29 protein-coding genes are annotated in these 26,558 nt (G+C 66.1%); 13 read left to right on the top strand and 16 right to left on the bottom strand.

The features are described 5' to 3' along the window. Positions 1 to 11: 11 nt before the first annotated feature. The 4 genes from J7I92_RS13095 to J7I92_RS13080 all read right to left on the bottom strand — a co-directional run bounded on the left by J7I92_RS13095 (position 12) and on the right by J7I92_RS13080 (position 4,604). The gene (locus J7I92_RS13095) at positions 12 to 596 is read right to left on the bottom strand and encodes a TetR/AcrR family transcriptional regulator (protein WP_214841115.1); all 585 of its coding nucleotides are present in this window, start codon (positions 594 to 596) and stop codon (positions 12 to 14) included. A gap of 119 nt (positions 597 to 715) precedes the next feature. Continuing rightward, positions 716 to 2,335 (bottom strand): ABC transporter permease, encoded by a 1,620-nt coding sequence (locus J7I92_RS13090; protein WP_214841113.1) that lies wholly within the window; start codon positions 2,333 to 2,335, stop codon positions 716 to 718. Continuing rightward, positions 2,335 to 3,243 (bottom strand): ABC transporter ATP-binding protein, encoded by a 909-nt coding sequence (locus tag J7I92_RS13085; RefSeq protein ID WP_214841111.1) that lies wholly within the window; start codon positions 3,241 to 3,243, stop codon positions 2,335 to 2,337. The genes J7I92_RS13090 and J7I92_RS13085 overlap by 1 nt, the downstream gene beginning before the upstream one ends. A 167-nt stretch (positions 3,244 to 3,410) precedes the next feature. Continuing rightward, positions 3,411 to 4,604: a glycosyltransferase gene (locus J7I92_RS13080; protein ID WP_311380312.1), complete on the bottom strand. Its 1,194-nt coding sequence runs from the start codon at positions 4,602 to 4,604 to the stop codon at positions 3,411 to 3,413. Between the two features lie 138 nt (positions 4,605 to 4,742). Between J7I92_RS13080 and J7I92_RS24620 the strand changes: the two genes are divergently transcribed. From J7I92_RS24620 to J7I92_RS13060, 4 genes are all read left to right on the top strand, one after another. Further along, positions 4,743 to 5,480 (top strand): alpha/beta hydrolase, encoded by a 738-nt coding sequence (locus J7I92_RS24620; protein ID WP_396020384.1) that lies wholly within the window; start codon positions 4,743 to 4,745, stop codon positions 5,478 to 5,480. Positions 5,481 to 5,583: 103 nt separating this feature from the next. Continuing rightward, positions 5,584 to 6,672: a glycerophosphodiester phosphodiesterase family protein gene (locus J7I92_RS13070; RefSeq protein ID WP_214841107.1), complete on the top strand. Its 1,089-nt coding sequence runs from the start codon at positions 5,584 to 5,586 to the stop codon at positions 6,670 to 6,672. A gap of 188 nt (positions 6,673 to 6,860) precedes the next feature. Continuing rightward, complete coding sequence (locus J7I92_RS13065; protein ID WP_214841105.1) at positions 6,861 to 7,154, top strand: hypothetical protein; 294 nt, start codon at positions 6,861 to 6,863, stop codon at positions 7,152 to 7,154. A 121-nt stretch (positions 7,155 to 7,275) separates the two neighbouring features. Beyond that, positions 7,276 to 8,958, top strand: a complete 1,683-nt coding sequence (locus tag J7I92_RS13060) for an ATP-dependent DNA helicase RecQ (protein WP_214841103.1) — start codon at positions 7,276 to 7,278, stop codon at positions 8,956 to 8,958. Between the two features lie 38 nt (positions 8,959 to 8,996). Here J7I92_RS13060 and J7I92_RS13055 read toward each other — a convergent pair whose 3' ends face one another. Beyond that, positions 8,997 to 10,295 carry a serine hydrolase gene (locus J7I92_RS13055; RefSeq protein WP_214841101.1) on the bottom strand — a complete coding sequence of 433 codons (1,299 nt, stop codon included), beginning with the start codon at positions 10,293 to 10,295 and terminating at the stop codon, positions 8,997 to 8,999. Between the two features lie 261 nt (positions 10,296 to 10,556). Here J7I92_RS13055 and J7I92_RS13050 point away from each other — a divergent pair, with 261 nt between their 5' ends. Further along, positions 10,557 to 11,468, top strand: coding sequence for an alpha/beta fold hydrolase (locus J7I92_RS13050; RefSeq protein ID WP_214841099.1), 912 nt, complete (start codon positions 10,557 to 10,559; stop codon positions 11,466 to 11,468). A gap of 190 nt (positions 11,469 to 11,658) precedes the next feature. Further along, positions 11,659 to 13,011, top strand: coding sequence for an MFS transporter (locus tag J7I92_RS13045; RefSeq protein ID WP_214841097.1), 1,353 nt, complete (start codon positions 11,659 to 11,661; stop codon positions 13,009 to 13,011). 21 nt (positions 13,012 to 13,032) lie between these two features. Here the strand turns inward: J7I92_RS13045 and J7I92_RS13040 are convergent, their stop codons facing one another. The 6 genes from J7I92_RS13040 to J7I92_RS13015 all read right to left on the bottom strand — a co-directional run bounded on the left by J7I92_RS13040 (position 13,033) and on the right by J7I92_RS13015 (position 17,457). Then, the gene (locus tag J7I92_RS13040; protein ID WP_214841095.1) at positions 13,033 to 13,353 is read right to left on the bottom strand and encodes a GYD domain-containing protein; all 321 of its coding nucleotides are present in this window, start codon (positions 13,351 to 13,353) and stop codon (positions 13,033 to 13,035) included. Positions 13,354 to 13,492: 139 nt separating this feature from the next. Continuing rightward, positions 13,493 to 13,909, bottom strand: a complete 417-nt coding sequence (locus J7I92_RS13035) for an ester cyclase (protein ID WP_214841094.1) — start codon at positions 13,907 to 13,909, stop codon at positions 13,493 to 13,495. Positions 13,910 to 13,985: 76 nt separating this feature from the next. Continuing rightward, positions 13,986 to 14,708, bottom strand: a complete 723-nt coding sequence (locus tag J7I92_RS13030; protein ID WP_311380310.1) for a DUF2182 domain-containing protein — start codon at positions 14,706 to 14,708, stop codon at positions 13,986 to 13,988. Between the two features lie 130 nt (positions 14,709 to 14,838). Then, positions 14,839 to 15,456, bottom strand: a complete 618-nt coding sequence (locus J7I92_RS13025) for a DUF1326 domain-containing protein (RefSeq protein WP_214841092.1) — start codon at positions 15,454 to 15,456, stop codon at positions 14,839 to 14,841. 201 nt (positions 15,457 to 15,657) lie between these two features. Next, complete coding sequence (locus J7I92_RS13020) at positions 15,658 to 17,016, bottom strand: MFS transporter (RefSeq protein ID WP_214841091.1); 1,359 nt, start codon at positions 17,014 to 17,016, stop codon at positions 15,658 to 15,660. Positions 17,017 to 17,121: 105 nt separating this feature from the next. After that, entirely contained in the window at positions 17,122 to 17,457 is a 336-nt protein-coding gene (locus tag J7I92_RS13015) for a cupin domain-containing protein (RefSeq protein ID WP_214841090.1), read from the bottom strand. Between the two features lie 264 nt (positions 17,458 to 17,721). On the opposite strand from J7I92_RS13015, the gene ctaD reads away from it, so the two are divergent. From ctaD to J7I92_RS12995, 4 genes are read left to right on the top strand one after another with little or no spacing between them, the layout of a single operon-like run. Further along, entirely contained in the window at positions 17,722 to 19,476 is a 1,755-nt protein-coding gene (gene ctaD / locus J7I92_RS13010; RefSeq protein ID WP_214841087.1) for a cytochrome c oxidase subunit I, read from the top strand. 32 nt (positions 19,477 to 19,508) lie between these two features. Continuing rightward, on the top strand, positions 19,509 to 19,874 hold the full coding sequence (locus J7I92_RS13005) for a hypothetical protein (RefSeq protein WP_396020383.1): 366 nt from the start codon (positions 19,509 to 19,511) through the stop codon (positions 19,872 to 19,874). 4 nt (positions 19,875 to 19,878) lie between these two features. Then, the gene (locus tag J7I92_RS13000; protein WP_214841085.1) at positions 19,879 to 20,127 is read left to right on the top strand and encodes a helix-turn-helix transcriptional regulator; all 249 of its coding nucleotides are present in this window, start codon (positions 19,879 to 19,881) and stop codon (positions 20,125 to 20,127) included. 7 nt (positions 20,128 to 20,134) lie between these two features. Further along, positions 20,135 to 20,452: a hypothetical protein gene (locus J7I92_RS12995; protein ID WP_214841083.1), complete on the top strand. Its 318-nt coding sequence runs from the start codon at positions 20,135 to 20,137 to the stop codon at positions 20,450 to 20,452. A 5-nt stretch (positions 20,453 to 20,457) separates the two neighbouring features. Here J7I92_RS12995 and J7I92_RS12990 read toward each other — a convergent pair whose 3' ends face one another. After that, positions 20,458 to 20,826, bottom strand: a complete 369-nt coding sequence (locus tag J7I92_RS12990) for a GNAT family N-acetyltransferase (protein WP_214841081.1) — start codon at positions 20,824 to 20,826, stop codon at positions 20,458 to 20,460. Between the two features lie 77 nt (positions 20,827 to 20,903). Here J7I92_RS12990 and J7I92_RS12985 point away from each other — a divergent pair, with 77 nt between their 5' ends. The 3 genes from J7I92_RS12985 to J7I92_RS12975 are packed head-to-tail and all read left to right on the top strand — an operon-like array spanning position 20,904 to position 23,357. Further along, positions 20,904 to 21,245 (top strand): DUF6457 domain-containing protein, encoded by a 342-nt coding sequence (locus J7I92_RS12985; protein ID WP_214841079.1) that lies wholly within the window; start codon positions 20,904 to 20,906, stop codon positions 21,243 to 21,245. 49 nt (positions 21,246 to 21,294) lie between these two features. Next, positions 21,295 to 22,491 (top strand): TerC family protein, encoded by a 1,197-nt coding sequence (locus J7I92_RS12980; protein ID WP_214841078.1) that lies wholly within the window; start codon positions 21,295 to 21,297, stop codon positions 22,489 to 22,491. A gap of 53 nt (positions 22,492 to 22,544) precedes the next feature. After that, positions 22,545 to 23,357, top strand: coding sequence for an alpha/beta fold hydrolase (locus tag J7I92_RS12975; RefSeq protein WP_214841077.1), 813 nt, complete (start codon positions 22,545 to 22,547; stop codon positions 23,355 to 23,357). An 11-nt stretch (positions 23,358 to 23,368) separates the two neighbouring features. On the opposite strand, the gene J7I92_RS12970 is transcribed toward J7I92_RS12975, so the two are convergent. The 4 genes from J7I92_RS12970 to J7I92_RS12955 form a co-directional block, all read right to left on the bottom strand. Continuing rightward, positions 23,369 to 23,674 carry an acylphosphatase gene (locus tag J7I92_RS12970; RefSeq protein WP_214841076.1) on the bottom strand — a complete coding sequence of 102 codons (306 nt, stop codon included), beginning with the start codon at positions 23,672 to 23,674 and terminating at the stop codon, positions 23,369 to 23,371. 61 nt (positions 23,675 to 23,735) lie between these two features. Beyond that, complete coding sequence (locus tag J7I92_RS12965) at positions 23,736 to 24,575, bottom strand: hypothetical protein (RefSeq protein ID WP_214841075.1); 840 nt, start codon at positions 24,573 to 24,575, stop codon at positions 23,736 to 23,738. Positions 24,576 to 24,662: 87 nt separating this feature from the next. Beyond that, positions 24,663 to 25,562 carry a hypothetical protein gene (locus J7I92_RS12960; RefSeq protein ID WP_214841074.1) on the bottom strand — a complete coding sequence of 300 codons (900 nt, stop codon included), beginning with the start codon at positions 25,560 to 25,562 and terminating at the stop codon, positions 24,663 to 24,665. 217 nt (positions 25,563 to 25,779) lie between these two features. Next, complete coding sequence (locus J7I92_RS12955) at positions 25,780 to 26,448, bottom strand: hypothetical protein (RefSeq protein ID WP_214841072.1); 669 nt, start codon at positions 26,446 to 26,448, stop codon at positions 25,780 to 25,782. Between the last annotated feature and the right edge of the window lie 110 nt (positions 26,449 to 26,558).

Here is a 26,558-nt window from a genome sequence, read left to right as displayed (position 1 = left end):
TGGCGGGTGGGTCAGATCTCGCCGTGACGGAGAGCATTCCCGGCGAGCCGCTCCACCGCGTGGGCTACAAGGTCGAGGGCGCGGGCCGAGCCTTCGGCACGACAGATTGCCACGCTTCCCTCCACGGAAGTAACGATCAGCAGCGCGAGTGACTGTGCAGCGTCGGCGGGAGCTCCGTGCTCACGAAGACTTCTGCTCAGCAGCCCGCACCAGTGCGAGAACGCGTCCCGCGCCGCCGTCACAGCCTCGGCAGCCTCCCCGGCGCGGGATTCAGTAACGGCAACGGACAGGACCGGACATCCGGCTTCGAAGTCGCTGTCGATGAGGATCTGGCGCCACACAGCGAGGAATTCGCGTACACCTTCCACCGGCCCCTGCTCCAGCGAACGGCTCAACCGCGACCTCACCTGATCGTCGGTGAACCGTACGGCCTCGAGGGCGAGTTGGCGCTTTCCGCCGGGGAAGTAGTGGTAAGTAGAGCCAAGTGGCGTGCCCGAATGACGGGCCAAATCACGCATGCTGGCAGCCGGCAGCCCCCGCCTGCTCATCAAATCCGCCGCCCCTGCGACCATTTTGGTCCGCAAATCAGCGCTCATGCCATCCTCCTGTGGTGTCCCCTGGTTGATCGAAGCAACCCTACCCTACGGTTATAACACTCGTCATATAACAGGGCACAGGCACCGGTTTAAATTGCGGACGGCCAGGAGGCGCCGGGTCAGGCGGTAAGGTCCCGCTGCCTGATCAGATAGGCAGCGAGCCCGGCGCCTGCCACGGCAATGACTGTCATGGCTAATGCCCCGCCAGGATCGAACGGCTCCACGGGCATGGCCGAGGAGTGGCGGAACGGACTCAGGTCCTGAAGCCATACCGGGAGCCCAAGAAGATCCCCGAACTCGCCCAGCAGCAAGCCGGCGGCGAGGAATCCCCAACCCAGCGGAATAGCCAGGCGCGGCGTGGCCGCGAACGCCACAGCGGTCAAAGCCAGGAAGACAGCCGCGGCCGGGACGTGGGCCAGGGCCGCCGGCAACAATTCTGCAGCCGGTCCGTTTCCTGCGCCGGACAGTCCCACGGCGACGGCGGCTGCAGCACCTGCCGTTGATGTCACGGCCAGCACGGAACCAACTGCCATGACCAGGTTCGCGTTCAGCCACCGGTCCCGCGACACCGGTACGGCGAGGAGCAGTTCGGCCCTGCCCTCCACCTCTTCGGCACGCAGCCGAAGGACCGTCTGGATGCCCGCGGCCGCAGCCAGGACGCCGGCGATGCCGAGCATGGCCGTGATGAACAAATCGAGCATCGCAGCCCGGGCACCGGGCAGGAGCCGGCCGATCAGGTCCTGCAGTGACGCGTTGCCGGCCACAGCCTCACTGGCCAAGGGCCCGAGTCCGCCCGCCACGGCCCCTATGGCCGCGGCTCCGACGCACCAACCGATCAAGGTTGCACGCTGGAGCCGGAAGGCCAGTCCCAGGAACGACGTGCCGCCCACGCCGGCCCGGGCCCTGCCAACGCGCTGGGGCAGCAGGCTGGCGCCGAGGTCCCGCCGGTTCCGGACCAGCAGCACGACGGCGGCCAGAATCGCTGCCGCTGCCACCGGAACCAGCAGCGGCATCGGGTCAGCTGCAACAAAGGGCCGGGACCGCTGGCCCCAGCCGATCGGCGAGAGCAGCGACGGCCAGGCGGGGGTGACATGCAGAAGGTCCGCAGCGGGAGTGCCCAAGGCGTCCCCGACACCCCGAAGGAGATAGGCCGCACCGACCAGGCCGGCTGCCGCGCCGTTCGCCGCACGTCCCGACGGGAGCATCTGTGCGGCAGCAGCAGCGACGGCGACAAAGAACACGCCAACGGCACCCACCGCCGCGCCTGCCACCACAGCCCCCGGAACGGGCAATCCCGCGGCGAGGAAGGCGGCGGCAACCGACAGTGCGACGGCGGTGTTCGCGGCGAGGCCCAAAAGCAGGGTCGCCAGCAGCGGTGCGGAACGGGAAAGCGGCGCGGCTCCGACGAGCTCCGCGCGTCCAAGTTCCTCATCCGTCCGGGTATGGCGGGTGACGAGGAAGGTACTCATGAGCCCGGCCAGGACCGCAGTGAAGGCGTATCCGCCGAAGAATGCGACGGCTCCGGTGCCTGTCCCGTCCGGCAGGCCCCGGAGGAAAAGAAACGCCGGGTTCACCGCGGATACTGCGATGATGGCCGCCCGGTCCCTCTCGGCACCGAACTGCCCGGCCACCGCGGCTGCTGTGGCGAAGGAAAGCACGCCAATCGCCAGGATCCAGACCGGCAGGAGCCAGCGGTCGTTCCGCGCCTGGAACAGGGCCAGCGGCAGGACGCCGCGCATCAGATTCTCCCGTTCCGGTCGCTGTAGTGGCGCAGGAACAGCTCTTCCAACGACGGCGGAGCGGCCGTAACGGTGGTGACTCCGGCGGCGGCGATCCCTTCAAGGACGGAACCAAGTTCCGAGGCATCAGCGTCAAACTCGGTGCCGGTGCCGTCGCTGCGCACATCGTGCACTCCCGGCAGCGTGGCCAATGCCACCGGTTCCGCAACGGTGGTGATCCGGAAACGGGTCCGGGTCAGGTGTCTCAGTTCGGCCAGGGTTCCTGTTTCAACGGCAACTCCCGTGCGGATGATCGTGATCCTGTCGCAGAGCTGTTCGACCTCGCTGAGGACGTGGCTGGAGAGCAGGACGGTCGCTCCCTCGCCGGCGACACGTCTGATCTGACGGCGGAAAACGGAGTCCATGACCGGGTCCAGCCCTGCGCTGGGTTCATCCAGGAGATACAGCCGCGCGGGGCGGGCGAAGGCGGCGATGAGGGCCGCCTTCTGGCGGTTCCCCTTCGAATACGTCCGGGACTTCCGCCGGGGATCGAACTCAAACTCCTCGATAAGTTCCCGCAGCAGCCGTTCCTGGGCGCCGCCGCGCAGGCCGGTCAGCAGGTCGAAGACCTCGCCGCCGGAGAGGTTCGGCCAGAGACTCACGTCCCCCGGCACGTAAGCGATATCGCGGTGTGCCTTGGCGGGATCAGCCCAGGGATCCAGGCCGAAGACGCTGGCGCTTCCTGCAGTGGGACGGATCAGGCCCAGGAGTATCCGCAGGGTGGTCGATTTGCCGGCGCCGTTGGGTCCCAGGAAGCCGTGGACCTCTGCGGGTTCGACGGCCAGATCGAGGCCGCCCAGCGCAGTGGTGCGGCCAAATTTCTTTACCAGCCCGGTGGTTTCGATGACGGGAGACGACTGAGAGCGCATGGCGGGTCCGTTCCTAGCATGAACACCCGAGGCGGCCGCCAAGGGTGATCCGCACACTCATCCGTGCGGGCCGACCAGGCTTCCCGGCTCTCCGAACCACAGCATACAATCACCGCTCCCGCCCCGGAAGATGGGAGCCGGGAGAACGGCACCGGTGCCGCCCTGGCCTATCCAACCAGGTTCTCCAGGACGTCCACCGCTGCAGCCAGGCCGTCCTCGGACTGAATACATTCTCCGACTCGGCGGGCATTGTCGCGGTAAGCCCCTGATTCAGCGAGAGCCCTGGCCAGCCGGTCCCGGGTAAGCCTCCTGTACGGTATCGGTTTTGGCGCCAGGGCCTGCCGGTGCAGCAGGTTTCCCCAGAACCCTTGGTCAGCGATGAACGGAACCACAACGGAGGGAATTCCAGCCCGCGCCACCGCATGGACAGTGCCCGCTCCGCCATGATGAATGACCGCTTTTGCCATGGGAAAGACATGCCCGTGATCAACCGATTCCCTCACCAGCACGCCTCGGCCGCAGGCTGCTCCCGATACATCCAGGCCGCCCCAGCCGGTGATGATGAGCACGTTCACCCCATAGCGGCGTGCGGCGTCGATGATTATTTGGCCCCTCTTCGTGGCCTCCCCTGCCTTCATGGAGCCAAACCCGGCACAGATGAATTCTCCGCCGTCCATGAAATCATCCAGCTCACTGTCCCCGCCCGGACCGGCATGCGCCGGGGGCCAGGAACCGGTGAGATGGACATCGGCCGGCCAATCACGGGGCCTAACCAGAAGCTGGGGGCTGATCGGCATCAAGGACGCGCGGGGCCGGGCAGAGCTCCGGTGGCCGGGCGGCAGCGAACGGCAAGCAGCCGCAATCTCATGGCCAAACAGACGGCAAGCAAGTGCCACCGCCCCGTACGTGGCCCGGTTGAAAGGACCCAGGCTTGCCGCGCTGACAACGGGCGAAGCAAATTCACGCGTCGGACTGAGCGAGGGAACCGACTCCACCACAACGGTAGGAATATTTAGCGCGTGCGCGGCCATGGGTGCCGTCAAGACTGTCGGATGGTAGACAACCACGTCGGGGGCATAGGCCACGATGTGCTCAACTGCGGTGGCGAGCATTCGGCCCACCGCCGGACGGATTACTTGCCGGAACGCGGCGGCTGTTGCCCAAGGGGAAACGCCCCCACCAGCGACGAGCGCTGCGAAGTCCACATGGAGACTGACGGTATCGATTCCCCCGAGGTCCGCTCCGGCGTTATCCGGAACGGAGAGTCGGACTTCATGCCCGTTGGCATGGGCTCGGTGCGCCAACGCCACGAAGGGCTCGACGTCTCCACGGGTACCAGCGGTCAGCATCAGGATCTTCACAACGCACCCCCTTCAACCGGCCGAAGCAACCCGCGCATGACCAACTTACCCGGATCGCCCTCACCCGGTCCTCGGATTTCCGCGCCCCTTTCCCAGATCTCTGGCTCCCGGCCCTGACCTGTCCAGCGCGAGGCGGCTATGATCTTCTGCACGCAACGGCGCTGCTTCCGCTGGAGGGAACATGGACCGAACACGGGGACCATCATGGACCGCTCGGCCCTGACTGCCCGTCCTGGGAACAGGTTGCCGGAACAGCTCCCCGTTGCGGGCCAACTGGCACTGGGGTTGGAACGGATGCGTGACACGTTGCTTTATGTCCCCAGGGCCCTCCAGCCTGGACAGCGGGCCCCGCTCATCCTTTTTCTGCACGGCGCCGGAGGCCAAGCTGCGGGCGCATTATCGCTGCTGCTGCCATTCGCGGATACCTACGGGCTTCTTGTGGCAGCCCCCTCCTCCCGCGACTCAACATGGGATGGCATCCGGGGAGGATACGGGCCGGACGTCGATCTAATAAACCGCGCCTTGGAGCGTGTGTTCGAACTGGTCCCCGTGGATCCTCAGCGTGTCGCAGGCGGTGGCTTTTCCGATGGCGCCTCCTACGCCCTGGGCCTTGGCCTGGCCAACGGAAACCTTTTCTCCAAGATCATCGCCTTTTCTCCCGGATTTGTTCCACGTGGGCCGCGCGTGGGTAAGCCAGGCATTTTCGTTTCCCATGGCGACGCTGATGCGGTCCTCCCAATCGACCGGACAAGCCGGCGGCTCGTCCCGGCTTTGCAAAAGGAAGGTTTCGACGTCCGCTACCGGGAGTTTAGGGGTCCGCACACAGTACCCGCGCACCTTGCCCAAGAAGCCATCGAATGGCTCACCTGGGGTTAACCTCGAGGCCAACTTCACGCACGCCTTTCGCCACCTCGCCTCCCTACTGTGAACGGGTCGGCGGCTCAGCGCCGGCCACCGATTTCCGGGAGGAACCCTCACCATGCGCACAGTCCTGACCGCAGCGGCCGCCGTCGCGCTTTTCACCGCAGCCATCACCTCGACGGCGGGTGCCGCCGTCGCTGCCCCGACCGCCGACGCCGGAACACGGTCGTCGGACGCTGCCGGCACCGCCCCGGCGGGGACAACTGCCGTCAACACGAACGAGCGCAACGGCTCCTTTGACCTGCAGTCGCACCGCGGCGGCCGCGGCGAGTGGACCGAGGAATCCCTGGCCGCGTTCGCGAACTCGCTGAAGCTGGGCGTGAGCACCCTCGAGCTGGACACGCACCTGACCGAGGACGGCAAGGTGATCGTCTGGCACGACGACACAATCCAGGCCAACAAGTGCATCGACACCGCCCAGGCCACGCCCAACGACCCCGAATTCCCGTACGTCGGGGACCGGGTGGCGGAGCTGTCGCTGGCCCAGATCCAGACCCTCAACTGCGGCTACAGCCAGCTGGCCGGCTACCCCGAGCAGCAAGTCTTTGAGGGCAACCGCATCACCGAGCTCAAGGATGTGTTCCAGCTGGTGCACGACGCCGGCGCCCAGAAGGTCCGCTTCAACGTGGAGACCAAGGTGGAGGACGGCCTGGCGGGCGGCGAAGGCTCCGTGGCGCTCACCAAGGCCGTGGTCACCGAAATCTACCTGGCAGGAATGTCCGGCCGCACCACCGTGCAGTCGTTTGACTGGTCCACGCTGAACCTGACCAAAAAGATCGCCCCGCAGCTGCCCGTCGTAGCCCTCTCCAGCGGCGATGCCTGGCTGCAGGTGGGCCAGCCGGGCGCCGCCCCCGAACTCGGCGGCATCGACATCGATGACTACGACGGCTCCCTCACCAAGGCCGCAAAGGCCCAGGGCTACGACGTCATCTCCCCCGCTTTCGCGTCCGTCACGCCGGAGATGATCGCCGAAGCCCACAAGCTCGGCCTTACCGTCGTCCCCTGGACCGTGAACACCACCGCGAACATGGCCCGCCTGATGGACCTCGGTGTGGACGGCATCATCACCGACTACCCCACGCGCCTGCGCACCCTCATGGACGAGCGCGGCCTGAAGCTGCCCAAGGCCTACGCGGTGGCGGGCTAAGGCTTCAGTTGGGACGCACGACGGCGGGCCTTCCCCTTTTGGGGACAACCCGCCGTTTCGCTGACTCGCGGGCAGCAACGGCCAGCTTCTGGAATCCGGCGGTCAACCGGCGGTCCTTCCGGGCACGAAAGGTCCAAAATGGGTTTAGGGGACGTGCCCGAAAAGCAATACCAAGGGAGGGTTTAGCCATGGCGGGACACTTTGAAATCACCGATGCCCCGAACGGCGGCTTCCGCGTCAAGCTTATGGATGGGACAGGACGCTTGGTGGCAACCTCGGTGAAATACCCCACCAAAGACGCTGCTGTCGTAGGGATTTCCTGGACTAGGGAGATCGCCGGGACCGGCCTTATCCGCGACATGAGCCACGGGGGCCATGGGGACCTCATCATCCCCAAGTCCAGGGCCGCCCACGCTACCGCGAGGCTTCACTCCCATACACGATTCCCGGCCGCCTCGGTTCGAGGGCTCCGGTCCCTCTGACTGACCCTGCAGATAACGCTTCGTCCAACAGGAGGACATGACGTCAGGCTGACCTCGCACTAGGGTAGATTCCACGGCTGAAGACATCCGGCCATTGGAACGCCCCTACGGAGCTGCCACCATGACCGAAGCCGACGCCGCCCTCCACCGCATTGCCGCCGACAACCTCGGGATCCCCCTCCTCCGGGACGGCCAGCTCGCAGGAATGCGGGCCCTCGCGGCCGGGCGGGACGTCCTCGCCGTAATGCCCACCGGCTACGGCAAGTCGGCCATCTACCAGGTCGCGGCCCTGTACCTGCACCAAAACCAGGGCGGGACCAGCAGCGCAAGGCGCGGTCCCGCCGTCGTCGTCTCCCCCTTGATTGCCCTGCAGGAGGACCAGCTGGACGGCCTGCTGGAGGACCTGGGCGGGACGGCCGCCGTTGCCATCAACTCCGGCCGGAAGGACTCCGAGGTGGCGGACGCCTGGGAGGCCGCCGAGCGCGGCGAGGTCACGTTCCTCTTCCTCGCACCCGAGCAGCTGGCCAAAACAGAGACCGTGGAGCGGCTCGCCGCGCTGGACGTGTCGCTGTTCGTGGTGGACGAGGCCCACTGCGTCTCCTCCTGGGGCCACGACTTCCGCCCCGACTACCTCCGCCTGGGCGAGGTCCGGGCCCAGCTCGGCAAGCCGCCCGTGGCCGCCCTCACCGCGACTGCGTCTCCCCCGGTGCGCGACGAGATCCAGCAGCGACTGAAAATGGAGGACCCGATGGTGCTGGTCCACGGATTCGACCGCGGCAACATCCAGCTCGACGTGCTGCGCCACCTCGAGGACAAGGACAAACACCGCGCCGTAGTGGAGCAGGTGGCCGAGCTCAAGGGTCCGGGCCTCCTCTACGCCGCCACCCGCAAGGACACCGAAACCTACGCGGCGGAGCTAACCGAACGCGGCCTGCGCGCCGAGGCGTACCACGCCGGCCGGAAACAGAGCGAGCGGGACCACGTCCACGAACAGTTCCTCGACGACGAGCTCGACGTGGTCGTGGCCACCACCGCTTTCGGCATGGGCATCGACAAGCCCAACGTCCGCTTCGTCATCCACGCCGACATTCCCGAGTCCCTGGACGCCTACTACCAGGAGATCGGCCGCTCCGGCCGGGACGGTGAACCTGCCGCCGCCGTCCTGCACTACCGGCCCGAGGATCTGGGCCTGCGCAAGTTCTTTGGCACGCACACCCCGGACGAGGAATCGCTGCTGGCGGTGCTGACAGCCCTGTGCGCCGCCAGCGGCCCGGTTGCCAAAAAGGTCCTCGCCGAACAGACCGGTTTTTCGCCGCGGAAGCTCACCGGCCTGCTGAATGAACTGGAGGAGACCCGGTATGTAAAGGCCGGCAAGCGCGGCGTCCGGCTCGAAGCGGGCGCCAAGCTGCCCAGGGTGGTGGAACGCGCCGTCGAACTCGCCGAAGCGCGCCAGCGCGTGGACCGCTCGCGGATCGAAATGATGCGCGGCTACGCCGAGACGGACGGCTGCCGGCGCCAGTTCCTGCTGGGTTACTTCGGCGAGGACCTGCCCGAGCCCTGCGGCAACTGCGACAACTGCGCCGACGGCTCGGCCTACGAGGAGGATTACGACGACGGCGCCGCGGCCGCCGCGGGCGGGGAACCGTTCCCGCTCCAGGCCGCCGTGGTGCACAAGGAGTGGGGGCCGGGCCTGGTGATGCGGCACGAAGAGGACGTGATCACGGTGCTCTTCGAGCAGGAAGGCTACAAAACGCTCTCCCGCCAGGCCGTGACCGAGGGGAAGCTGCTGATGCTGGCGAAGTAACGCAATCGCTCCCGTTCACACAGTTCGTTGGAACTTCGTCAACGCCCCGCCCCGAACGAGACGTCGCCTAAGCGGCAGCTGCCGTTCAATACGTCTTTCGCGAGGTCCGACATTCCGAGGACGGTTGCGTTGGTGCCCGGGGACGCCGGCCACGGCGACGGCGGGTATGCCACTGCCAGGGCAAGCCGCCGCCTGCCGTCGGCACTGGCCATGGCGACGGTTCCGTATCCGGGCACGTCGCCGACATAGCCGTTGTAGAAGCCGTTCGTGCAGGCGTCGTTCCACTGATAGAGGCCCAGCCCGTATTCGGTGTAGACGGGTGGCTGCATTTCCGCCACCAGCTCGCGACCCAGCAGTCGACCGTCCAACAGCGCGTCGAAGAACGTGTTGAGGTCCGCCACGGTGGACACGAGGCCGGTGGCGGCGGACCCGCTGTGAAGGGCGGCAAAGGTGGCGTCGACGGATTCACCGTCGGCCAGGGTGTAGCCGTGGACCATGCCCTCAGGTGCCGGTCCATCGTCCGCCAGCCGGGTGTCAGCCAGGCCCAAAGGCTGGATGATATCAGCCCGGAGGACTTCGGCGAGCGGCAGCCCGCGGAGGCGTTCGACCATGAGTCCGAGGGCGATGTAGTTCGAATGTGAGTAGCTGAAGCCTTGGGCGCGGGGCCGTTGCCACGGGACGGTTGCCGCCAGCGCGAGTTTCTGTTCAGGGCTCAGCCGGGTAGCCAGGGCCTGCCGCGGAGGAACGGAATCCAGCAGGGGGCCGTAGTAATCGGGCATGCCGGAGGTGTGGCCGAGGAGCCTGCGCACGGTGTTGGGCTCGGGCTGGTGGAGCAGGCTCTCAAGCTCCGGCAGGTAGGTGCTGGCCGGTTCGTCAAGCGAAAGCCTGCCTTCCTCCGCCAGTTTCAGCACGGAGACGGCCACCAGGGTCTGCGTGATATCGCCAACGCGGACGGGGTCGGTGACCTGCGCGGCTTCGCCCGCGGAGTTCCGGACACCGGCGGCATGGGTCCATACCTCCGCGCCGACGTGCAGTTCGAGGAGGACCGCGGGGGCACCGGCGTCGATGAGCTCCCGGCTGTATTGCTCAAGCTCCGCCTTCAGCTCGGGGGTGGGGATCGACGGCGGTTGAACCGCTGTGGATGGGGCGCTCGCCGGCGGTGGCGCGGTTCCACTTGGGGGCGGCGGCGGCGGTAGGGGCGCCGACGTCGGCGCTGCCGGCTCTGCGAGGTCGGGGCCGGGTTCGTAGGTGCATCCGCCCAGCACCACGGAGGATGCCACCACCGCGGCCAAGGCCGCAGCCCGGATCCACGATCTACCATCGCGAGCCGCAGCCATCGGACGACCTTCTACCTGCCGGTTCACAGCGCGCCTGGAAGCAGAGCTGTCCCGACACTTTTATGCTCCCATGGGCGCATTGGGAGTCAATGCCCAGTCCCTCCAAGGCGAGGTGTCCCCACCGGCGGAGAGTGCGCCGGTCGAGCCCCGGCCACAAGCGGGCGGTTCCGGCGAATCCCGCGGCGGCTTCGTCACCGCGTGGCTTCCGTGAGCCGGGGCCGCAGTCCTAAAGTGGGCGGTGTGACGACCCCGGGAGGAAACGTGACCCACACTCTTGAAGCTGTGCTGCACGACGGCACCGCCATTCCCGTCTCGGTCCACGGGAGCGGCCGTTCCGTGCTTCTTCCCGTCCGGGCCGAGCCGTATCCGCCGCCGGATGCCGAGACGATGCGGAAGTGGGGCGCAGACCCCGACCTGGGTCCGAGCCTGATCGCCGGGCTTGCCCGCGGCTATCGGATTATCGCCGCAGATTACGAAGGCCACCGGATGGCACACCCCGCGCCGGACACCCTGACCCCGGCCAACGTTGCGGCCGACCTGCTGGCCATCGCGAACGTGGCGGAGGCCGACAGCTTTGCCTATTACGGATACTCGTGGCTGGCGCTCGCCGGCCTGCAGCTCGCCATCCGAACTGACCGGCTCTGGGCGCTGGCGATGGGCGGCTATCCGCCGCTCGACGGCCCCTACCAAAGCATGCTTTACGTCACGCGCTCGGCACACAGAATGTCCGCTGAAGCGGCCGCCCAAAGCCAGGTGCCCGACGTCGGGCATTCCGACGACGGCGACACCACAACGACTGGCGCTGCCGCCCTTGACCTTGCCGACATCGAGCCGGGCGACTGGGACGCCGTACCGGTCCAGACCTCCGAGGCCCAGACCCGGCAGTTCGTCACCCTCTACGAAGCCCTTCAGGACTTTGACGACTCCAAAGCGGCGCTGCCCCCGGGCCTTCCGCATCTGGCCTTCGCCGGCGCGGCGGACCGGATCGATTACGGCGCCGCCTGGGGCAACGTGCTGGTAAGCATCGGTGAACCCCTCGCCGCCCACCAACAGGAACTCACTGCCGCAGGATGGGAAGTGCTCGTCCTTCCCGGCTTGGATCACATCGGCGCAGTGAACAGCAATGTTGTTCTGCCGCTCCTTCAGGACTGGCTTCGGGGCGTGCCGTCGTAGCCCAAAACAGCCCTCTTTCCACCGCCCTCCGGCGCGTCGTTGCCCTGAGCCACGAAACATTCCGACGTGTAGCCGAGCACACCTTCAAAACGCCCCAAAACAGGCCCGGGATCAGGTAAATTTAAGGACGGAATTGCTGGCCGATCCGAGCCCCCGTTCCGCCCCTCCCCCTTGAATGGATCCCCTTCGCATGCCCTCCGCATTTTCCGTGCCCGGAAGCCGGCGTTTGCCTCTTCCTGCCCTCCTCGTCCTTGCCACCATCGCCTTCACCGCCATCACCACGGAACTGCTCCCGTCGGGCCTGCTGCCGCAGATCAGCACCGGCCTGGGCGTATCAGAACCCGTGGCGGGCTACCTCGCCGCGGCCTATGCCGCCGTCATCGTGGTCACTGTGGTGCCCGCCGCGAGGCTGCTCGCCCGCATTCCCAAAAAACCGCTGCTCGTGGCTCTCGTCTTCACCTTCGCGCTGAGCAACGCGCTCGTCGGCCTCGCCCCCGACTTCACCGCGGCCATGGCCGCCCGGCTGGTCGGCGGACTGGCCCACGGACTGCTCTGGACCACCATGGCGCCGTTCGTGTCAAGGATCGTTCCGGCGGACAAGATGGGCAAGGCACTGGCGATCGTCTTCAGCGGCAACAGCCTGGGCCTGGCCATCGGCGCACCGGTGGGAACGGCGCTGGGCAGCGTGCTCGGCTGGCGGGCCGGCTTCCTGTTCCTCGCCGGCTTCGGTGTGCTCCTGACCGCCCTCGCAGTCTGGCTGCTTCCGGCTGCCCAGCTGACTGCCAGCACTGCCCGGCCGTCCCTGCGCAAGGCCATCGCCCAACCCGGCGTGAAGGCGGTCGCCACGGCCTGGCCGCTGCTGGTCCTGGCGCACTTCGCCCTCTTCACCTACATCGCCCCGTTCCTCCGAGAAGCCGCCCTGCCCGACTACGCCACCGGCCTCTCCCTCACCGTGCTCGGCATCTCCGGCCTGTTCGGGATCTGGATCGCCGGCCTCACCGTGGACTCCCACCCGCGCCGCTCGCTCATCATTACGACGGCGGCAATCGCCGTCTCGATGTTCCTGCTCCCCTTCGCGGGCGGGAACCTTTCGGGCGCCATGGTGCTGATGGCGGTCTGGGGCGCCGGCCTCGGCGCGATCGGGATCTACAACCAGACCGCCATCCTCCGGGCCGGCGGCGAGTACAAGGACGCCGCGAACGGCCTCACCGTGCTGACCATTCAGCTCGGCATCACCGTCGGTGCCCTCTATGGTTCGGCCGCGCTGGTGCTGGCCGGTCCGCTGCTGGTCCCGGTTGCGGCCGCCCTTCCGGTTGTCGCCGCGCTGGTGATCACCTTGGCAGGCAAGAAGCACGCCTACCCGAAGGGACCGCGGGAAATGGTCTGGAAGACTCCCCGGCCCGTGGAGACTTCCTGGCCCGCAGAAACTCCCCGGCCCGTGCAGATCTCCCGGCCCGCAGGGTCCGTGCGGGATGTCCGGGACGTCTGCCACGAGCGCGAGGTGCGGAACGGGCGGCAGGTGAAAGCCGACGTCGTCCGTTAACTTCGTTCCCGGGCTCCCTGCCTACTGGCCGGGGGCCCGGTAGGACGGCGTCTGTTTCGCCGCCTGGTCGATGTCTTCCGGCGTCATGAGCGGCTTCAGGCGCAGATTCACGGCGCCCGTCGAATTGATCGTCAGCGAAAGTGCCGCGGCGTTGGCCTGATCCGGGATATCAAGGACGCCTAGGACGTCGGTGTCCCCGAAAGCGAAGTAGAAGCTCTCCAGCGATCCTCCAACGGATTTGAGGGCGTCCACCACCGCGTCACGCCGCTTGGAGCCGCCTTCCCGCATCAGCCCCTTGATTCCTTCACCCACGTAGTTCGCTTCAAACAGATACTTGGTCATGGTCTTTCCTGTTCTGTGGTGTCCAACGGCTCTGTGGTGTCCAACGGCGCGTTTTCCGCGCCCAAGGTGCCTCCCGCCGTCGGCTAGGAGCGGCGGCGGGAGGAGCATCGTATACGAATGCCCGTCAGGCTGGCCCGTATTAGGCAGGGATGGCACCGAGCTGCTGCATGAGGGCCAAGTTGTCCGTGGTTCCCCAGTGCTCCGCGACCTTGCCGTCCTCGACGCGAATAATGTCAGTGGTGCCGAATTCGACACTCTTGCCCGTTGCCGGCATGCCGGCCATTTCCCCACGATGAGTGCCCGAGAGAATTACGTGACTAGCCTCAAGGTTTCCGTCGGTCAGCCACGCTTCGATCGACTTGACCCTAATATCCGGGAACGCCGTCCGGATCGCGTCCACGAAATACCGAACGCCGTCCTTGCCGGGCGGCTGTCCCGGAAGAGCCTCTTCGTGATCGAGGTAGTCATCCGTCGACAGCTCGTCAATGAGGGACAGATTTCCGCCCTCGATGATCTCTTTGTAAAACCGCGTGATCAGTCCCGTCCCGTCAGCCATTTTCGACTCCTTTGTTGTGTGAAACCGGTCAGAATCCCAGGGTGTAGGGTCGTCCGCATATCGTGCGGACAGCCTGTTACATGCCCATTCCGTCCATCGCCGCCGGGGTCACGGCCACCACGAGCGCAATCACGCCCAGTGCCGCGGCAACGGATCGGTTAGCGAGCCGCTTCCACGGCAGCATCTTCTCCGCTGCGATGAAGGCCCCAATCAGCGCCATCCAGCCGAGGCTCATCACCCCCAGCGCGAACAGCGCCGTCATCAACGCCCAGCAGCAGGCGACGCACCAGGCGCCGTGCTCCACTCCCATGAGCAGCGCGCCCCGGTAGCCGGGACGCATCCGGTGCAGGAGGAAGTCCAACGGCGTCCGGCACTTCATCAAGCTGACGCTCTTGGCCGGCGTCAGCTGATATACGGCCGCCAGCAGGATGACGCCGACAGCCAGGTAGCGGCCGCCCTGATCCGAGCCGAAGAACGCCGAAGCAAGCGCGACTACCATGTACAGCGAATAGGCCACCAGCCCGAAGGCCGTCCAGGCGAGCAGGTAACCGGCCACGAACACGGCCGTGGATCCCGTCGGCGCATACCGTCCGGCGCTCCGGCGGTGATGCTGGATCCGGTCATAGGCCACCACCATCGGCGCCACGGAGGGGAACATCATGGCCGCAAGCATCACCACCCACGTGACGACGAAGAATCCCAGCGGCCCGGGATCGCTCCACCTACCCATGTCCATTCCGGCCAGCTGCGTGGACGTGAAGATCCAACTGGCCGCGGCAAGGACCAGGAGGACAGCCACGAGGGCCGCCTCCCGCGGATCAATCCGGGATGCCGCGGCAGGCGAACAAGCGGAACCCGCGGCGGCGCGCGCAACCAGGCGCGAGCCGCCTCTCCTCAACAACCTTCTGTGATACATCGGCCGGCCGCGCTTAGCCGCGGCCTTTCGGGGCGCCCTCGGCCATCTCACTTGCGAAGGTGAAGTCGGCTGTCTCGGCGTAGACGCCGTCGAAGTCCAGGCCAAAGAGGTCCGAGTGTCCCGGCGCCTTGCCGATCCGGAACTCCGGGGCGAAGCCGAACATCGCGTTCTTCTCAGTAGTGAAACCGCCGCCCGGCCCCATCAACGGCTCGAATGTGAATTCAGCGCGCCCGGCCACCGAACCCGACGGCCTGTCTCCGTCGGAGAACGTGACGCTCGCACGCTCGACTCCCAACCATTCTCCATACAATGCCGCAAAATCCGCGAACGGGCCGCCGGCCTCGCCATGAAGGATGCTTTCCAAGGCAGTGGTCTGCTCAGCCGATGCGCCGTCGTCGACAACCACTCCCACTTTCCAGCCGCCTGCGGTGAGGTTCGACGGGAACCAGTTGCAGAAGGCGAAGGCGATGCCCGACAGATCGGTATCATCGAGTCTTCCACTGGCGATGTTGAACACAGCCACGCCGCGGCACTCTCCGTTCGGTCCCGTGGGCGTAGCGTCCACCGGGCACGGACAAATCAACTGGCAATTGCAGTTGGCGACATACGTTCCGGAAATTTCCCAAGACATTAGGACTCCTTGCTGGCGCCATCGCCTAGCAGAAGCGGCCCAGACTCCAGCGCCGAAAAATTCTCAGGAACGGGGCGGAAAGCCCCGTTAGGCGAACAGTATTCCTGCCAAATGTGCATGTCAATATGCCGTGAATACAAGGAAACGGGCCGCCGAAGGGGCTCCTGTTGGACCCGCTCCGGACCTCTTATTTAGGTTCCCTTATTTCCGCTCCCGCCACAGCAGCGTCACTCCGAAGGCGACTGCACCGAGCACCAGCATGGCGATCACCGCCAGGCCCCAGTTGGCCTGGTTCACCCCGGTCCCATAGAAGATGCCGATCATCACCGTGGCCGTGATGGCGCCCAGGTAGCGGCACGTCTGGAAAATGCCCGCCGCCACCCCGCGCTCCTGCGGCTGCGTGGAGACGTACATGCCCTGGCTGGACGCGATGCTCACCACGCTCCACGGAATACCCATCAGGGCGGTGAGCGCCAGCACCAGCGGGACGGCGAAGGAGGATGTCAGCAGCAGCATGATCGACGCGGCAGCCACCAGGGACAGCACCCCCGCAATCAGCACCCGCCGCACACCGAAGCGTTCGATCGCGCGGACGGCGAACGGCGTCGCAATCACGGACATCGCCGCCAGCGGCAGCATCAGGAGACCCACGACGCCGGGATCGTAACCGCCCGCTTCCTGCAGCAGCTGCGGCAGTCCGAAGAACGCGAAATAGTAGATGCCGTTGAACACTGCGAAGCCAAGATAGACCAGCAGCAGCGGCCGGTTCCGTCCGAGCAGCCTCAGGTCCAGGAACGGCGGGCTGAACCGCAGCTCACGCCAGACGAAGAGCGCCGCCAGCACCGTGCCACCTGCCAGCAGCCACCACCGCGCCCCCCGCAGCACGTTCAGCAGGGCCATCATGAAGAGCGTCAGTGAGCCCACGAAGCCCAGGATGCCGGGGAGGTCGGAGTCGCGGAGCAGCTCCGCAGCCCGGCCCCGCTCTCGGTCCTCGTCTGCCGGGGCGAATTTCCGGACAATGAGGAGCGCGGCCAATGACAACGGCACGTTGACCAGGAACAGCGCCTCCCACCCGACGAAGCTCACCAGCAGCCCGCCCACCACAGGGCCGACGGCCGCCGCGGAGGTGTTGGCCATCTGGATCCGGCCGAGGGGCCGGGCCGATTTCTCCTTCGCAGACCGGGCAAGCGCTCCGACAATGACGACGGCGCTCGGGTACGCGGTTGCGGTGCCCAGCGCCATGAACGCCCGGGCAACGCAGAGCAGTGCGAAGTTCGGAGCGAACGGAGCCAGTGCGCAGGTCACGGCCACGAGTGCCATTCCAAGGGTGAACAGCCGCTGCGGACCGAAGCGGTCCGCCAGCCGGCCCATCAGGGGCTGGCCTGCCGCGGAAGTGAGGTAGAAGGCGGTGATCACCCAGGTGACCGTGGCGACGTCGAGCCCGAAGTCCGCTCGCAGCACCACCAGGGCCACCGCGATCATGGACGAGTTCAGCGGGTTCAGGGAAGTGCCCAGGCTGAGGGCGGCGACAGCGAGGGAGGTCCGGGGTTTGTTGCTCACGGAAACAGTCTTGCCCACCTCGCGCCGGAATCCGAACCTGGTTACGGCGTGCCGCAGGGGGCGGCGGGGGCGCCCACGCAGTCTAACTGCGCTGCCGGACCGCCATTACGTCCCGCCCTTTGCGACCGTGAAAAGGAACGTCGAATCCTCCTGGGCTTCCAGGCTGTGCAGCCCGTCCGGAACGATCAGCAGGTCACCCGGCTTGCCCTCCCACGAATCCTCGCCGGCGCGCAGGCGAACGTTACCCTGCAGGACGAAGACCGTGGCGTCGCCCGGGTTCAGGTGCTCGCTCAACTGCGTGCCGGCCTTGAGTGCCATAACGGTCTGGCGGAGCACTTTCTCGTGCCCTCCGTAGACGGTGTCGGCAGCACGCCCGTTGCTTGCTGCAAGCGCCGCGGCAAGCTGCTGCCGGGCCAGGGCCTCGATTGAAATCTTCTGCATGAGCCCACGGTACCCACGCAGCCCCGCACTTGATATAGCCCCATGGTCCCGGGCGGCAGGAGGACCCATAGCGGCGCAAGTTGCCGCGGGCTGCACCGGGGTGCCTGCCGCCTCTGGACAGGACGTCCCACTGTCACTAAATTCGAAGAAAGATCCTACATCCCTCGTGGACGTCACCTTTCTTCCGGCCCTGTGCACAGCCGGGAGGATGAGCCGCTCCAGCCAAGCGGCGGCACTGGATGCACGACGCGGAGAGAGCCGGTTATGGCCACTTATGAATATGCCTCCGGAAGCACGGCGGCCGCTGCGGCGCCTCAGGTTGTACCGAGGCGCAAGGGACGCATGGTGGTCAACTGGATCACGTCCACGGACCACAAGACCATCGGGTACATGTACCTGGTCGCGTCCTTCGTGTTCTTCTGCCTCGGGGGCGTTATGGCGCTGCTGATCCGTGCCGAACTGTTTGAGCCCGGCTTGCAGATCCTCCAGACCAAGGAGCAGTACAACCAGCTGTTCACCATGCACGGCACCGTCATGCTGCTGATGTTCGCAACGCCGCTGTTCGCCGGCTTCACCAACGTCATCATGCCGCTCCAGATTGGTGCACCCGACGTCGCGTTCCCGCGGCTGAACGCGCTGGCCTTCTGGTTCTTCCTCTTCGGCTCCACCATTGCCGTCTCCGGCTTCATCACCCCGCAGGGTGCCGCCTCGTTCGGCTGGTTCGCGTACGCCCCGCTGAACAACACGACATTCACCCCCGGCGTCGGCGGTGACCTCTGGGTCTTCGGCCTCGCGCTCTCCGGTTTCGGCACCATCCTGGGTGCGGTCAACTTCATCACCACCATCATCTGCATGCGCGCCCCGGGCATGACCATGTGGCGCATGCCGATCTTCACCTGGAACGCACTGGCCACGTCCATCCTGGTCATCATGGCCTTCCCGCCGCTGGCATCAGCGCTGTTCGCCCTCGGCGCGGACCGCAAGTTTGGTGCCCACATCTTCGACCCCGAGAACGGCGGTGCCGTCCTCTGGCAGCACCTGTTCTGGTTCTTCGGGCACCCCGAGGTGTACATCATCGCGCTGCCGTTCTTCGGCATCGTCACCGAGATATTCCCGGTCTTCAGCCGGAAGCCGATCTTCGGTTACAAGGGCCTCGTCTACGCAACCATCGCCATCGCGGCCCTGTCCGTGACCGTGTGGGCGCACCACATGTACGTGACCGGCTCGGTCCTGCTGCCGTTCTTCGCCTTCATGACGATGCTCATCGCCGTGCCTACCGGCGTAAAGTTCTTCAACTGGATCGGCACCATGTGGGGCGGCTCACTCACCTTCGAGACTCCCATGCTGTGGAGCATCGGCTTCCTGGCCACCTTCCTCTTCGGCGGCCTGACCGGCATCATCCTGTCCTCCCCGCCGCTGGACTTCCACGTCTCGGACTCCTATTTCGTGGTGGCCCACTTCCACTACGTGGTGTTCGGCACCGTCGTGTTCGCCATGTTCGCGGGCTTCTACTTCTGGTGGCCGAAGTGGACCGGCAAGATGCTCAACGAGCGGCTGGGCAAGATCCACTTCTGGATGCTGTTCCTCGGTTTCCACGGCACTTTCCTGATCCAGCACTGGCTGGGCGTCGAGGGTATGCCCCGCCGCTACGCGGACTATCTGGTGGAGGACAACTTCGCCTGGATGAACCAGTTCTCAACCATCGCCTCCTACCTTCTCGGGGCCTCGTTGATCCCGTTCTTCTGGAACGTGTACATCACCTGGCGCAGCAACGAAAGGGTGGAAGTGGATGACCCGTGGGGCTTCGGTGCTTCGCTGGAGTGGGCCACGTCCTGCCCGCCGCCGCGCCACAACTTCACCTCGCTCCCCCGGATCCGTTCCGAGCGCCCGGCACTGGATCTCCACCACCCGGAGCTCCGGGTCCGCGAACATGAGACGACCCATTCCCCCGCCGCAGACCTTCTGGGTGCCGCAGATATCGGGGAAAAGGATGTCCGGAGCCCCGATCCCGACGAATAGGAACTAGGCAGCAAGGCGCGCCTGGAGACCTGATGGGAAAACTTACCGTCCTCGCGCTGCGCATTATTCTCGGGGCGGGCCTTGCCGGCTCCTTGTTTGTGCAGGCGGTCATGGTGCCGCTGCTGGCCCGGGACCTGAACGAGGACATGGGACGAGCCTTTCGCTACGTGGACGTGGTGGCCGGCGCCGTCGCGGCTGCCTCCCTGCTGACCTTCGGGCTCGGCGTCGTCCTGGCGCCGGGTGAATCCGTCGCTCCCGGCATCGTCCTCCTAATCGGCGGAGCAGGCGTGCTGGTTGCGGGGTGGCCCTGGTCGTCGTTGTACTGCGCACGCTGCTGGCGCAGGCGGTGGCCCGCGACGCCGAAGCCAAGCACCTGCAGGGCGAACTGGACGAGGTGATCTGATGCCGATCGTCGTCGACATCGACGTGATGCTGGCCAGGCGCAAGATGCCCGTGGGGACGCTCGCAGAACGCGTCGGAATCACGCCCGCCAATTTGGCGGTGCTGAAGAACGGCCGGGCCAAGGCAGTGCGCTTCACCACCCTTGAGGCCCTGTGCGAAGTGCTGGACTGCCAACCCGGGGACCTGCTGCGCTGGGAGCCGGAGGAACGGGAGGAGCTCGAGTCTGCGGGGGCGGAGTCGGCGGGATAATGGAAGCATGACAGATCAGGACCGTGATCTTTGGGATGAGTTCGACAGGCTCAAGCCAGCAGGCCACGACCGCGTCGAGGGCTATCCGGGAGGGGAACCTCTCGGCTTTGGCTTCCGGACAGGTGTTCGCAGCGCCAGGGTGGCCCTTGGTTTCGCCGTGTACGCACTGGTCCTGGGGACGGTCCTTGTCGTTACCGGCTCCGTCGTCTTCATCAGCCAGGGCCACTGGCTGATGCTCGGGTTGATGGCGATGTTCGAGGGCGTCTTCGTTTACGCCTTCATCAGGCTGATGCGCCAGGCCCGCAACCGGCGGTCCGGCAGGTAGCTACATCAGCTGGCAGTCGGCGCTGACGATTTCGGCCGGGCCAGGGCCGCGCTGAGGAACTCGAGGTGGGCCGGTGTGGTGGCCGTAGTGCTGCCGGCGTACTCCGGGTGCTTGGTGAGGAACTTCTTGATGAACGGGCACACCGGCACGATGGCGAGGCCGGCCGCAGCCGTTTCGTCCAGCGCCACCGTGGCGAGCTTGCCCGCAAGCCCTTGGCCGCCGTATTCCTCGTTGATCACCGTGTGGTAGAAAATCCGCTGCGGCGAGTCGCCGTCGTCGTAGCCTTTGTAGGCGGCCTGGCCGATCACGTTGCCGGCCACCAATACTTCAAAGCGCTCGCGGTCCGGATTGTGGCGGATGGTCACTTCACTCAACAGGATCTCCTTGATAGCGGCTTCTGCTACAGCCTAACCTCAAGGCACCCGCACTCATTTCTGACTAAGGAGAGACCATGGCCGTCAACAACGACGAAGCACAGATCCTGGACCAGTGGAGCCACCGCCTGGCCCAGGCCCTGCAGCTTCTGGACCTGGACTTTGACCGCGAACTGATCCTTGACCTGGCCGGAGAGTCGGCACGGTCCGTGACCCACGCAGCAGCGCCCATCACCTCGCTTATGGTCGGGTACGCGGCGGGCCTCGCTGCCGGCTCCGGAACCGCCGCCGGAACCGCCGGCTCCAAGGAGGCATCAGCCGCAGCTATCGCCCAGGCCGCAGATGTGGCCTTCCGCCTCTGCGAGGATGGCCCCGAGGGCGGCCCAGCAGACAGTGGGTGGGCCGACACAGCCCAGTAACAGCTTCCCGGTAGGGTGATAAAACCGCACCGACAGGAAGGCAGACTGCATGCAGGTCCCCCTTTTCGTATGGATCCTCACCGTTACCGGCATTCTGGGCCTGCTGGCCTTCGACTTCTTATTCCACGTCCGCAAGGCGCACTCCCCCAAGCTCCGGGAGTCGGCCACCTGGTCCGCGATCTACGTGGGCCTGGCCCTTGCGTTCGGAATAGGTGTCCTGGTCTTCGGCGGCACCTCGATGGGCACGGAATACTTCGCCGGCTATGTCACCGAGAAGGCCCTGTCGGTGGACAACCTCTTCGTGTTCCTGATCATCATGTCCAGCTTCAGGGTGCCCCGCAAAGACCAGCAAAAAGTCCTGCTGTTCGGCATCGTCTTTTCCCTGGTCGCCCGCACCGGCTTCATTTTCCTCGGCGCGGCCCTGATCAACAGCTTCGCCTGGGTGTTCTATATCTTCGGCCTCATCCTGCTGATCACGGCCGGCAATCTGCTCCGGCCCGATTCGCACGACGAAGACTCCGAAGGCCTGGTGGTCCGGCTCGCGAAAAGGTTCCTGCCGGCTTCGGAACACTACGACGGCGACAAGCTCTTCACCGTGGAAAACGGCAAGCGGGTCCTGACGCCCATGCTCCTGGTCATGGTGGCCATCGGCGGAACGGACGTGCTGTTCGCCCTGGATTCCATCCCCGCCATCTTCGGCCTGACCCAGAACGTGTTCGTGGTCTTCACCGCCACGGCGTTCTCGCTCATGGGCCTGCGGCAGCTCTTCTTCCTCATTGACGAACTGCTGGACCGCCTCATCTACCTCTCGTACGGCCTCGCCACCATCCTCGGCTTCATCGGCGTGAAGCTGATCCTGCACGCGCTGCACGAGAACACCCTTCCGTTCATCAACGACGGCGAACACGTCAACGTGATGGAGATCAGCACCGGACTCTCGCTCAGCGTCATCCTCGGCGTCCTGGTCATTACCGTCATGGCCTCCGTCCTCAGCCCCAAGGGCAAGGCCAAGAACATGGTCTCCGGCGCGAAGCGGCACGCCAAGGAATACGTGGACCTGAACTACGAGACGGACATGGCCGAGCGCGAGGCGATCTTCAACAAGATGGTCCGCGAAGAGCAGGAACTCCGGAAGCTCCCGGAGAAATACAAGCAGCTCATCCGCGACCAGACCGAGTTCATGAACCTGATCAAGCAGGCCCACGCCGAACACGACGCCGCCCTGCACCGGGAGGGCCGCACATAGGGAGTCAGCCAGCGGACCTCGACCGGCGCCCTTCGCGGTCCTACGCTTGAAACATGCCCCGTTTGAGTGTCAACGGCATCGAGTTGTACTACGAAGAGCACGGCGAAGGCGTACCTGTCCTGGGCATACACGGTACGCCCAGCTCCGCCCTCCTATGGGAGAACGCTGCCGCCGAACTCGCCGCGATCTCCCGGTGCATCATCTACGACCGCCGGGGCTTCTACCGCAGCGGCCGCCCGGAGCCTTTCGACGCCGTCGACCTCACGGAGCACGTGGACGACGCGGCCGCCCTCCTGGAGATCCTGCATGCAGCTCCCGCGGTGGTCATCGGCCGCAGCACCGGCGGTGAGATAGCTCTTTACCTCGCCCACCGTTTCCCCGAACTGGTGAAAGCCCTGGTGCTGCTTGAACCGGGAGTCTTCTGGGTGGACCCGGAAGCCCTGGCCTGGGCAATGGAGCTCCGGAAGTCAGTGCTCGACGCCGCCGCCCGGGATCCGTGGACGGCCGCGGAAAGTGTCCTTCGCACGGTGCTGGGCGACCAGGCCTGGGACTCGCTTCCCGGCACCCTCAAGGACATGTTCGCCGCCACCAGCCCGGCGGTCCTGGCCGAGATCAGGGGCGAGGGCCTTGACCTCAGCGAGAAACAGCCTGAGCTGGACGCCGAGGCCCTGGCGGAACTGCGCCATCCAACGTTGATCGTTTCCACCGAAGACTCGCCCGAGGCCCTGCGCCGCGTCACCGCGCGGCTGGCGGAGGCCCTGCCGCACTCCGAGAGTGTAACGGTCGACGGCGGCCACCTCATCTACCCGGCCCACCCTGCGGTGCTGGAGTTCGTCCGCCGTATCGCCGCGGAAGCGGGTCAATAGGCCACAGCTGTCTAGTAGACCACGTCGAAGCTGCGGAACTCCCCCGTGGCCGGCGACAACGACTCATCCACGTGGTCCACGCGCCCCGGCGCGTCCTCGGACTGCAGCCAGCGGCGGAATTCCAGCACCACCGCCTGGGGACCTTCGACGACGACGGCGACCGTACCGTCGTCGTCGTTCCTCACCGTTCCGGTCAGCGCAAGCTCCTCCGCCTTCCGCACGGTCCAGTACCGGAACCCGACCGCCTGGACCACGCCCTCTACGCGGGCATGCAAGCGGACGTCCGCGCCCGAGTCCCGGTCTGCAGTATCAGCCATGGTTCAAATGTAGTGCCGGGCCGGGGGTTTGGGCAGGCTCGGACCCCGCCGTACCGCGGGTTCACTCCTTCGGCGCCGTACCGGCCGCGTGCTTCGCTTTACGCTTTTTGGACCGCGACCAGACCAGCACGGCGCCAATTGCGCCGATGAGCACCGGGATGGTCAGGCCCAGCGGCTGCGCCCAGTCCTTCACCACCGCATTCAGCAAATAGCCCAGCTCGATCTCCACCTGGATGTCTTCCCGGAACGTCTCCAGGCTCAGGTCAGGGCCGTCCTCGGCAGTGGCAAACAGCTGCAGTGTCATGGTTTTCCGGCCCCAGTCCCGGGGCGTGATCCACCAACTCCACTCCGCCACACCCTGCTCCGGGACCAGCATCTCCCCGTCCGGGTTGCCGGCCCGCTGAATGTCCATGCCCGGCCCGGACAGGTCCGCCCGCATCTCCTCGCACACGATGGGCGCCCGGGTCTCCACCGGGTTGCTGCCCGGGATCTTCTCTTCATGGCCTGCACCCGGATCGCCCATGGTGAGGTGCAGGACGAACTCCCTGGTCTCGCCCTGGCGCATAGGGGACGGCGGGCGGAAGGTCAGCTCCCCTTCCAGGCACGTCTCGAGGATCTCCCTGGCACGGCGGGCGCGCTCGACCCTAGTGGCCGTGGAACTTGGCGCAGGCGTGCTTTCTTCGGGGAACGGCCCGGTTTCGGTCACCGAGTAGGTGGTAGGCGGGCCGCCGGGATCGACGCCGGGACGGGTGGTTGTAGGGGTGGCCGGCGGGCCGCCCGGTCCCGGCTCGCAGCCGCCCAGGCCGATTGCGACGCAAAAGGCCACGACAGCGGCTGCCATTACCTTCGCACCGCCTGCCTTCGCACCGCCCTCGAGCTGCTGCTTCCCCAGCGCGTACATCAGAACTCCGACTGATCGGACCGCTCCTGATTCGAGTCTGCGCGGGCCGGCAGGGCGAGTCAAGGAACGCCGGCAGGCCACGGCAGGCTATCGCGCGGGCCGCAGCGATGTGATCATCCGGCGGATATTCCGGTACTCGCCCGTCTCGACATAGAGCATCGCCTTCTCCAGGTACGGCAGCGACGGGTCGCCCGGCGTGGTGTTGTTGGCGGGGTCGTAGCCCGCCCCGAACACCGCTCCGCTGGGCGGCCACCGGAACAGCAGGAAGATCGGGCACGCCAGCGTCCCGATCTCCTCCGGGATCATGGTGATGCCGTAGGCTGCGATTGTTTCGGCCGTCCGTGCCGGCGCGGACGGATCTCCCCTGGTCTCGAACATGTATCGGGGCGCAGTTTGGTCCGCCACGCCTTTTTCAGCGAGGGCCGTCATGGGTTCGGAATCCAGCGCGGTGAACGGGTACTGCTGCACGCACTCCGCACCGGTGACCACCTTGGTCTGGAGGACGGCCATCGGCTTGCGCGCCGCGTTGGAAACTTCGACGAACATTCCGCCGAGGGGCGAGCTTCCGGCCGGATCCTTGATGGTCCAGTCGCCGGGATAGTCGAATGTCAAGTCCCTGTCCGACGTCGTAAACGTCTTCCAGCCGGACGCCGTCGGGGACGGCAACCGGCTCGGGGTGGTCTCCGACGGCGGCTCGGTCAGCGTCGGGCCGGCGGTGGCGCCGGGCGGGACGGAAGTCACTGTCACCGAAGCGGTCGCAGTGGCGCTCGCTGTTCCGTCCGTAGTACTGCCCGCCGTCGCGCTGGGCGGAGTGGCCGACGCGGACCCGGCGCCAGGCGGAGCCGAGGACGGCTCGCAGGCTGCCAGAAGGAGTGCGAGGCATGCCAGCGCGGCAACCGCGACCCCGGACCCTGGTGGTCCGGAACGTGGTGGTCCGGAACGTGCCGGTCCGGATGATCGATAGCCGGGCTTCACTGATCGGCGCATGCAATCCTCCTCAAACCGCTGAGGAATTAATTGTGGCCCTGCCCTTCGCGGCTGACGCGGGCGGGGCCATTTTGCCGCCAAAACGTTGCGCACCGCGGGTTGCCCCGCGGTGCGCAGCGAGTCTTGCGGTTTGACGCTGTTTGGCTCCCTCTGTTCAGGCGGCGGGCCGCAGTGAGGTGATCATTTTCTTGATGTTCTTGTATTCCTGCGTCCCCATCTAGACCTCAGGGGTGTCCACGTGCATCTCATTGCCGGGCGTCGTGTCGAAGGGGTCGTAGACGCCGCCGAACATCGCGCCGCTGGGCGGCCAGGTGAAGAAGTGGAAGATGGGGCATGCTTCCGTTCCGGTGGGTTCGGGTGCGGACGTGATGCCGTAAGCGAAAAGGGTCATCAGCTTCGGATCAGTGGCGGTGGTATCCGTCCGGCTCTCGAAGGTGTACCGGGGCACGCTTCCGCTCTGTTCGAGGGCAGGCATGGGTTCGGATTCATAGCCAGCGAACGGCTGCTTCTGCGTGCACTCGGCGCCGGTGACCACATTCGTGCGGAGCGTCGCAATGTTCTTGCCGTTGGCGTTGGTGATTTTTACAAAGACGCCTCCGGCTGCTGCCTCCCCGCCCGGATCAGTGATCTTCCAGTCCTCCGGGTAATCGAAGGTGAGTCCGTCGGACGTGGTGTAGGATTTCCAGCCCGCTTCCGGCTCCGCCGAGGAGGAGGTTGTCGCCGTCGCGCTCGGCGACGCCGAAGTGGTGGAGGTAGCGGTGGCCGTAGCCGTGGCCGCCGGGGAACTCGTCGACGGTGACGAAGCCGGCGGGCCGCAGGCTGCCAGCAGGAACGCGAGGCAAAGGGCCCCCGAAACTGCGACAACCGGGTGTGCTGAGCGGTGCATCTGAACTCCTGTTTCTCATGAGACCGCGAATTATTCCTCAATTGTGGACCGGCCCAAACACCCCCGAAAGCAATAAATCCAATCAATGTCCAAATGTTATCGCCACGCCG

Origin of the sequence: Arthrobacter sp. ISL-72 (assembly GCF_018613755.1) — a bacterium.
Lineage (GTDB): Bacteria > Actinomycetota > Actinomycetes > Actinomycetales > Micrococcaceae > Arthrobacter.
Note: the sequence above shows the minus strand (reverse complement) of the source record. Positions and strands in the feature narration are given on the sequence as shown.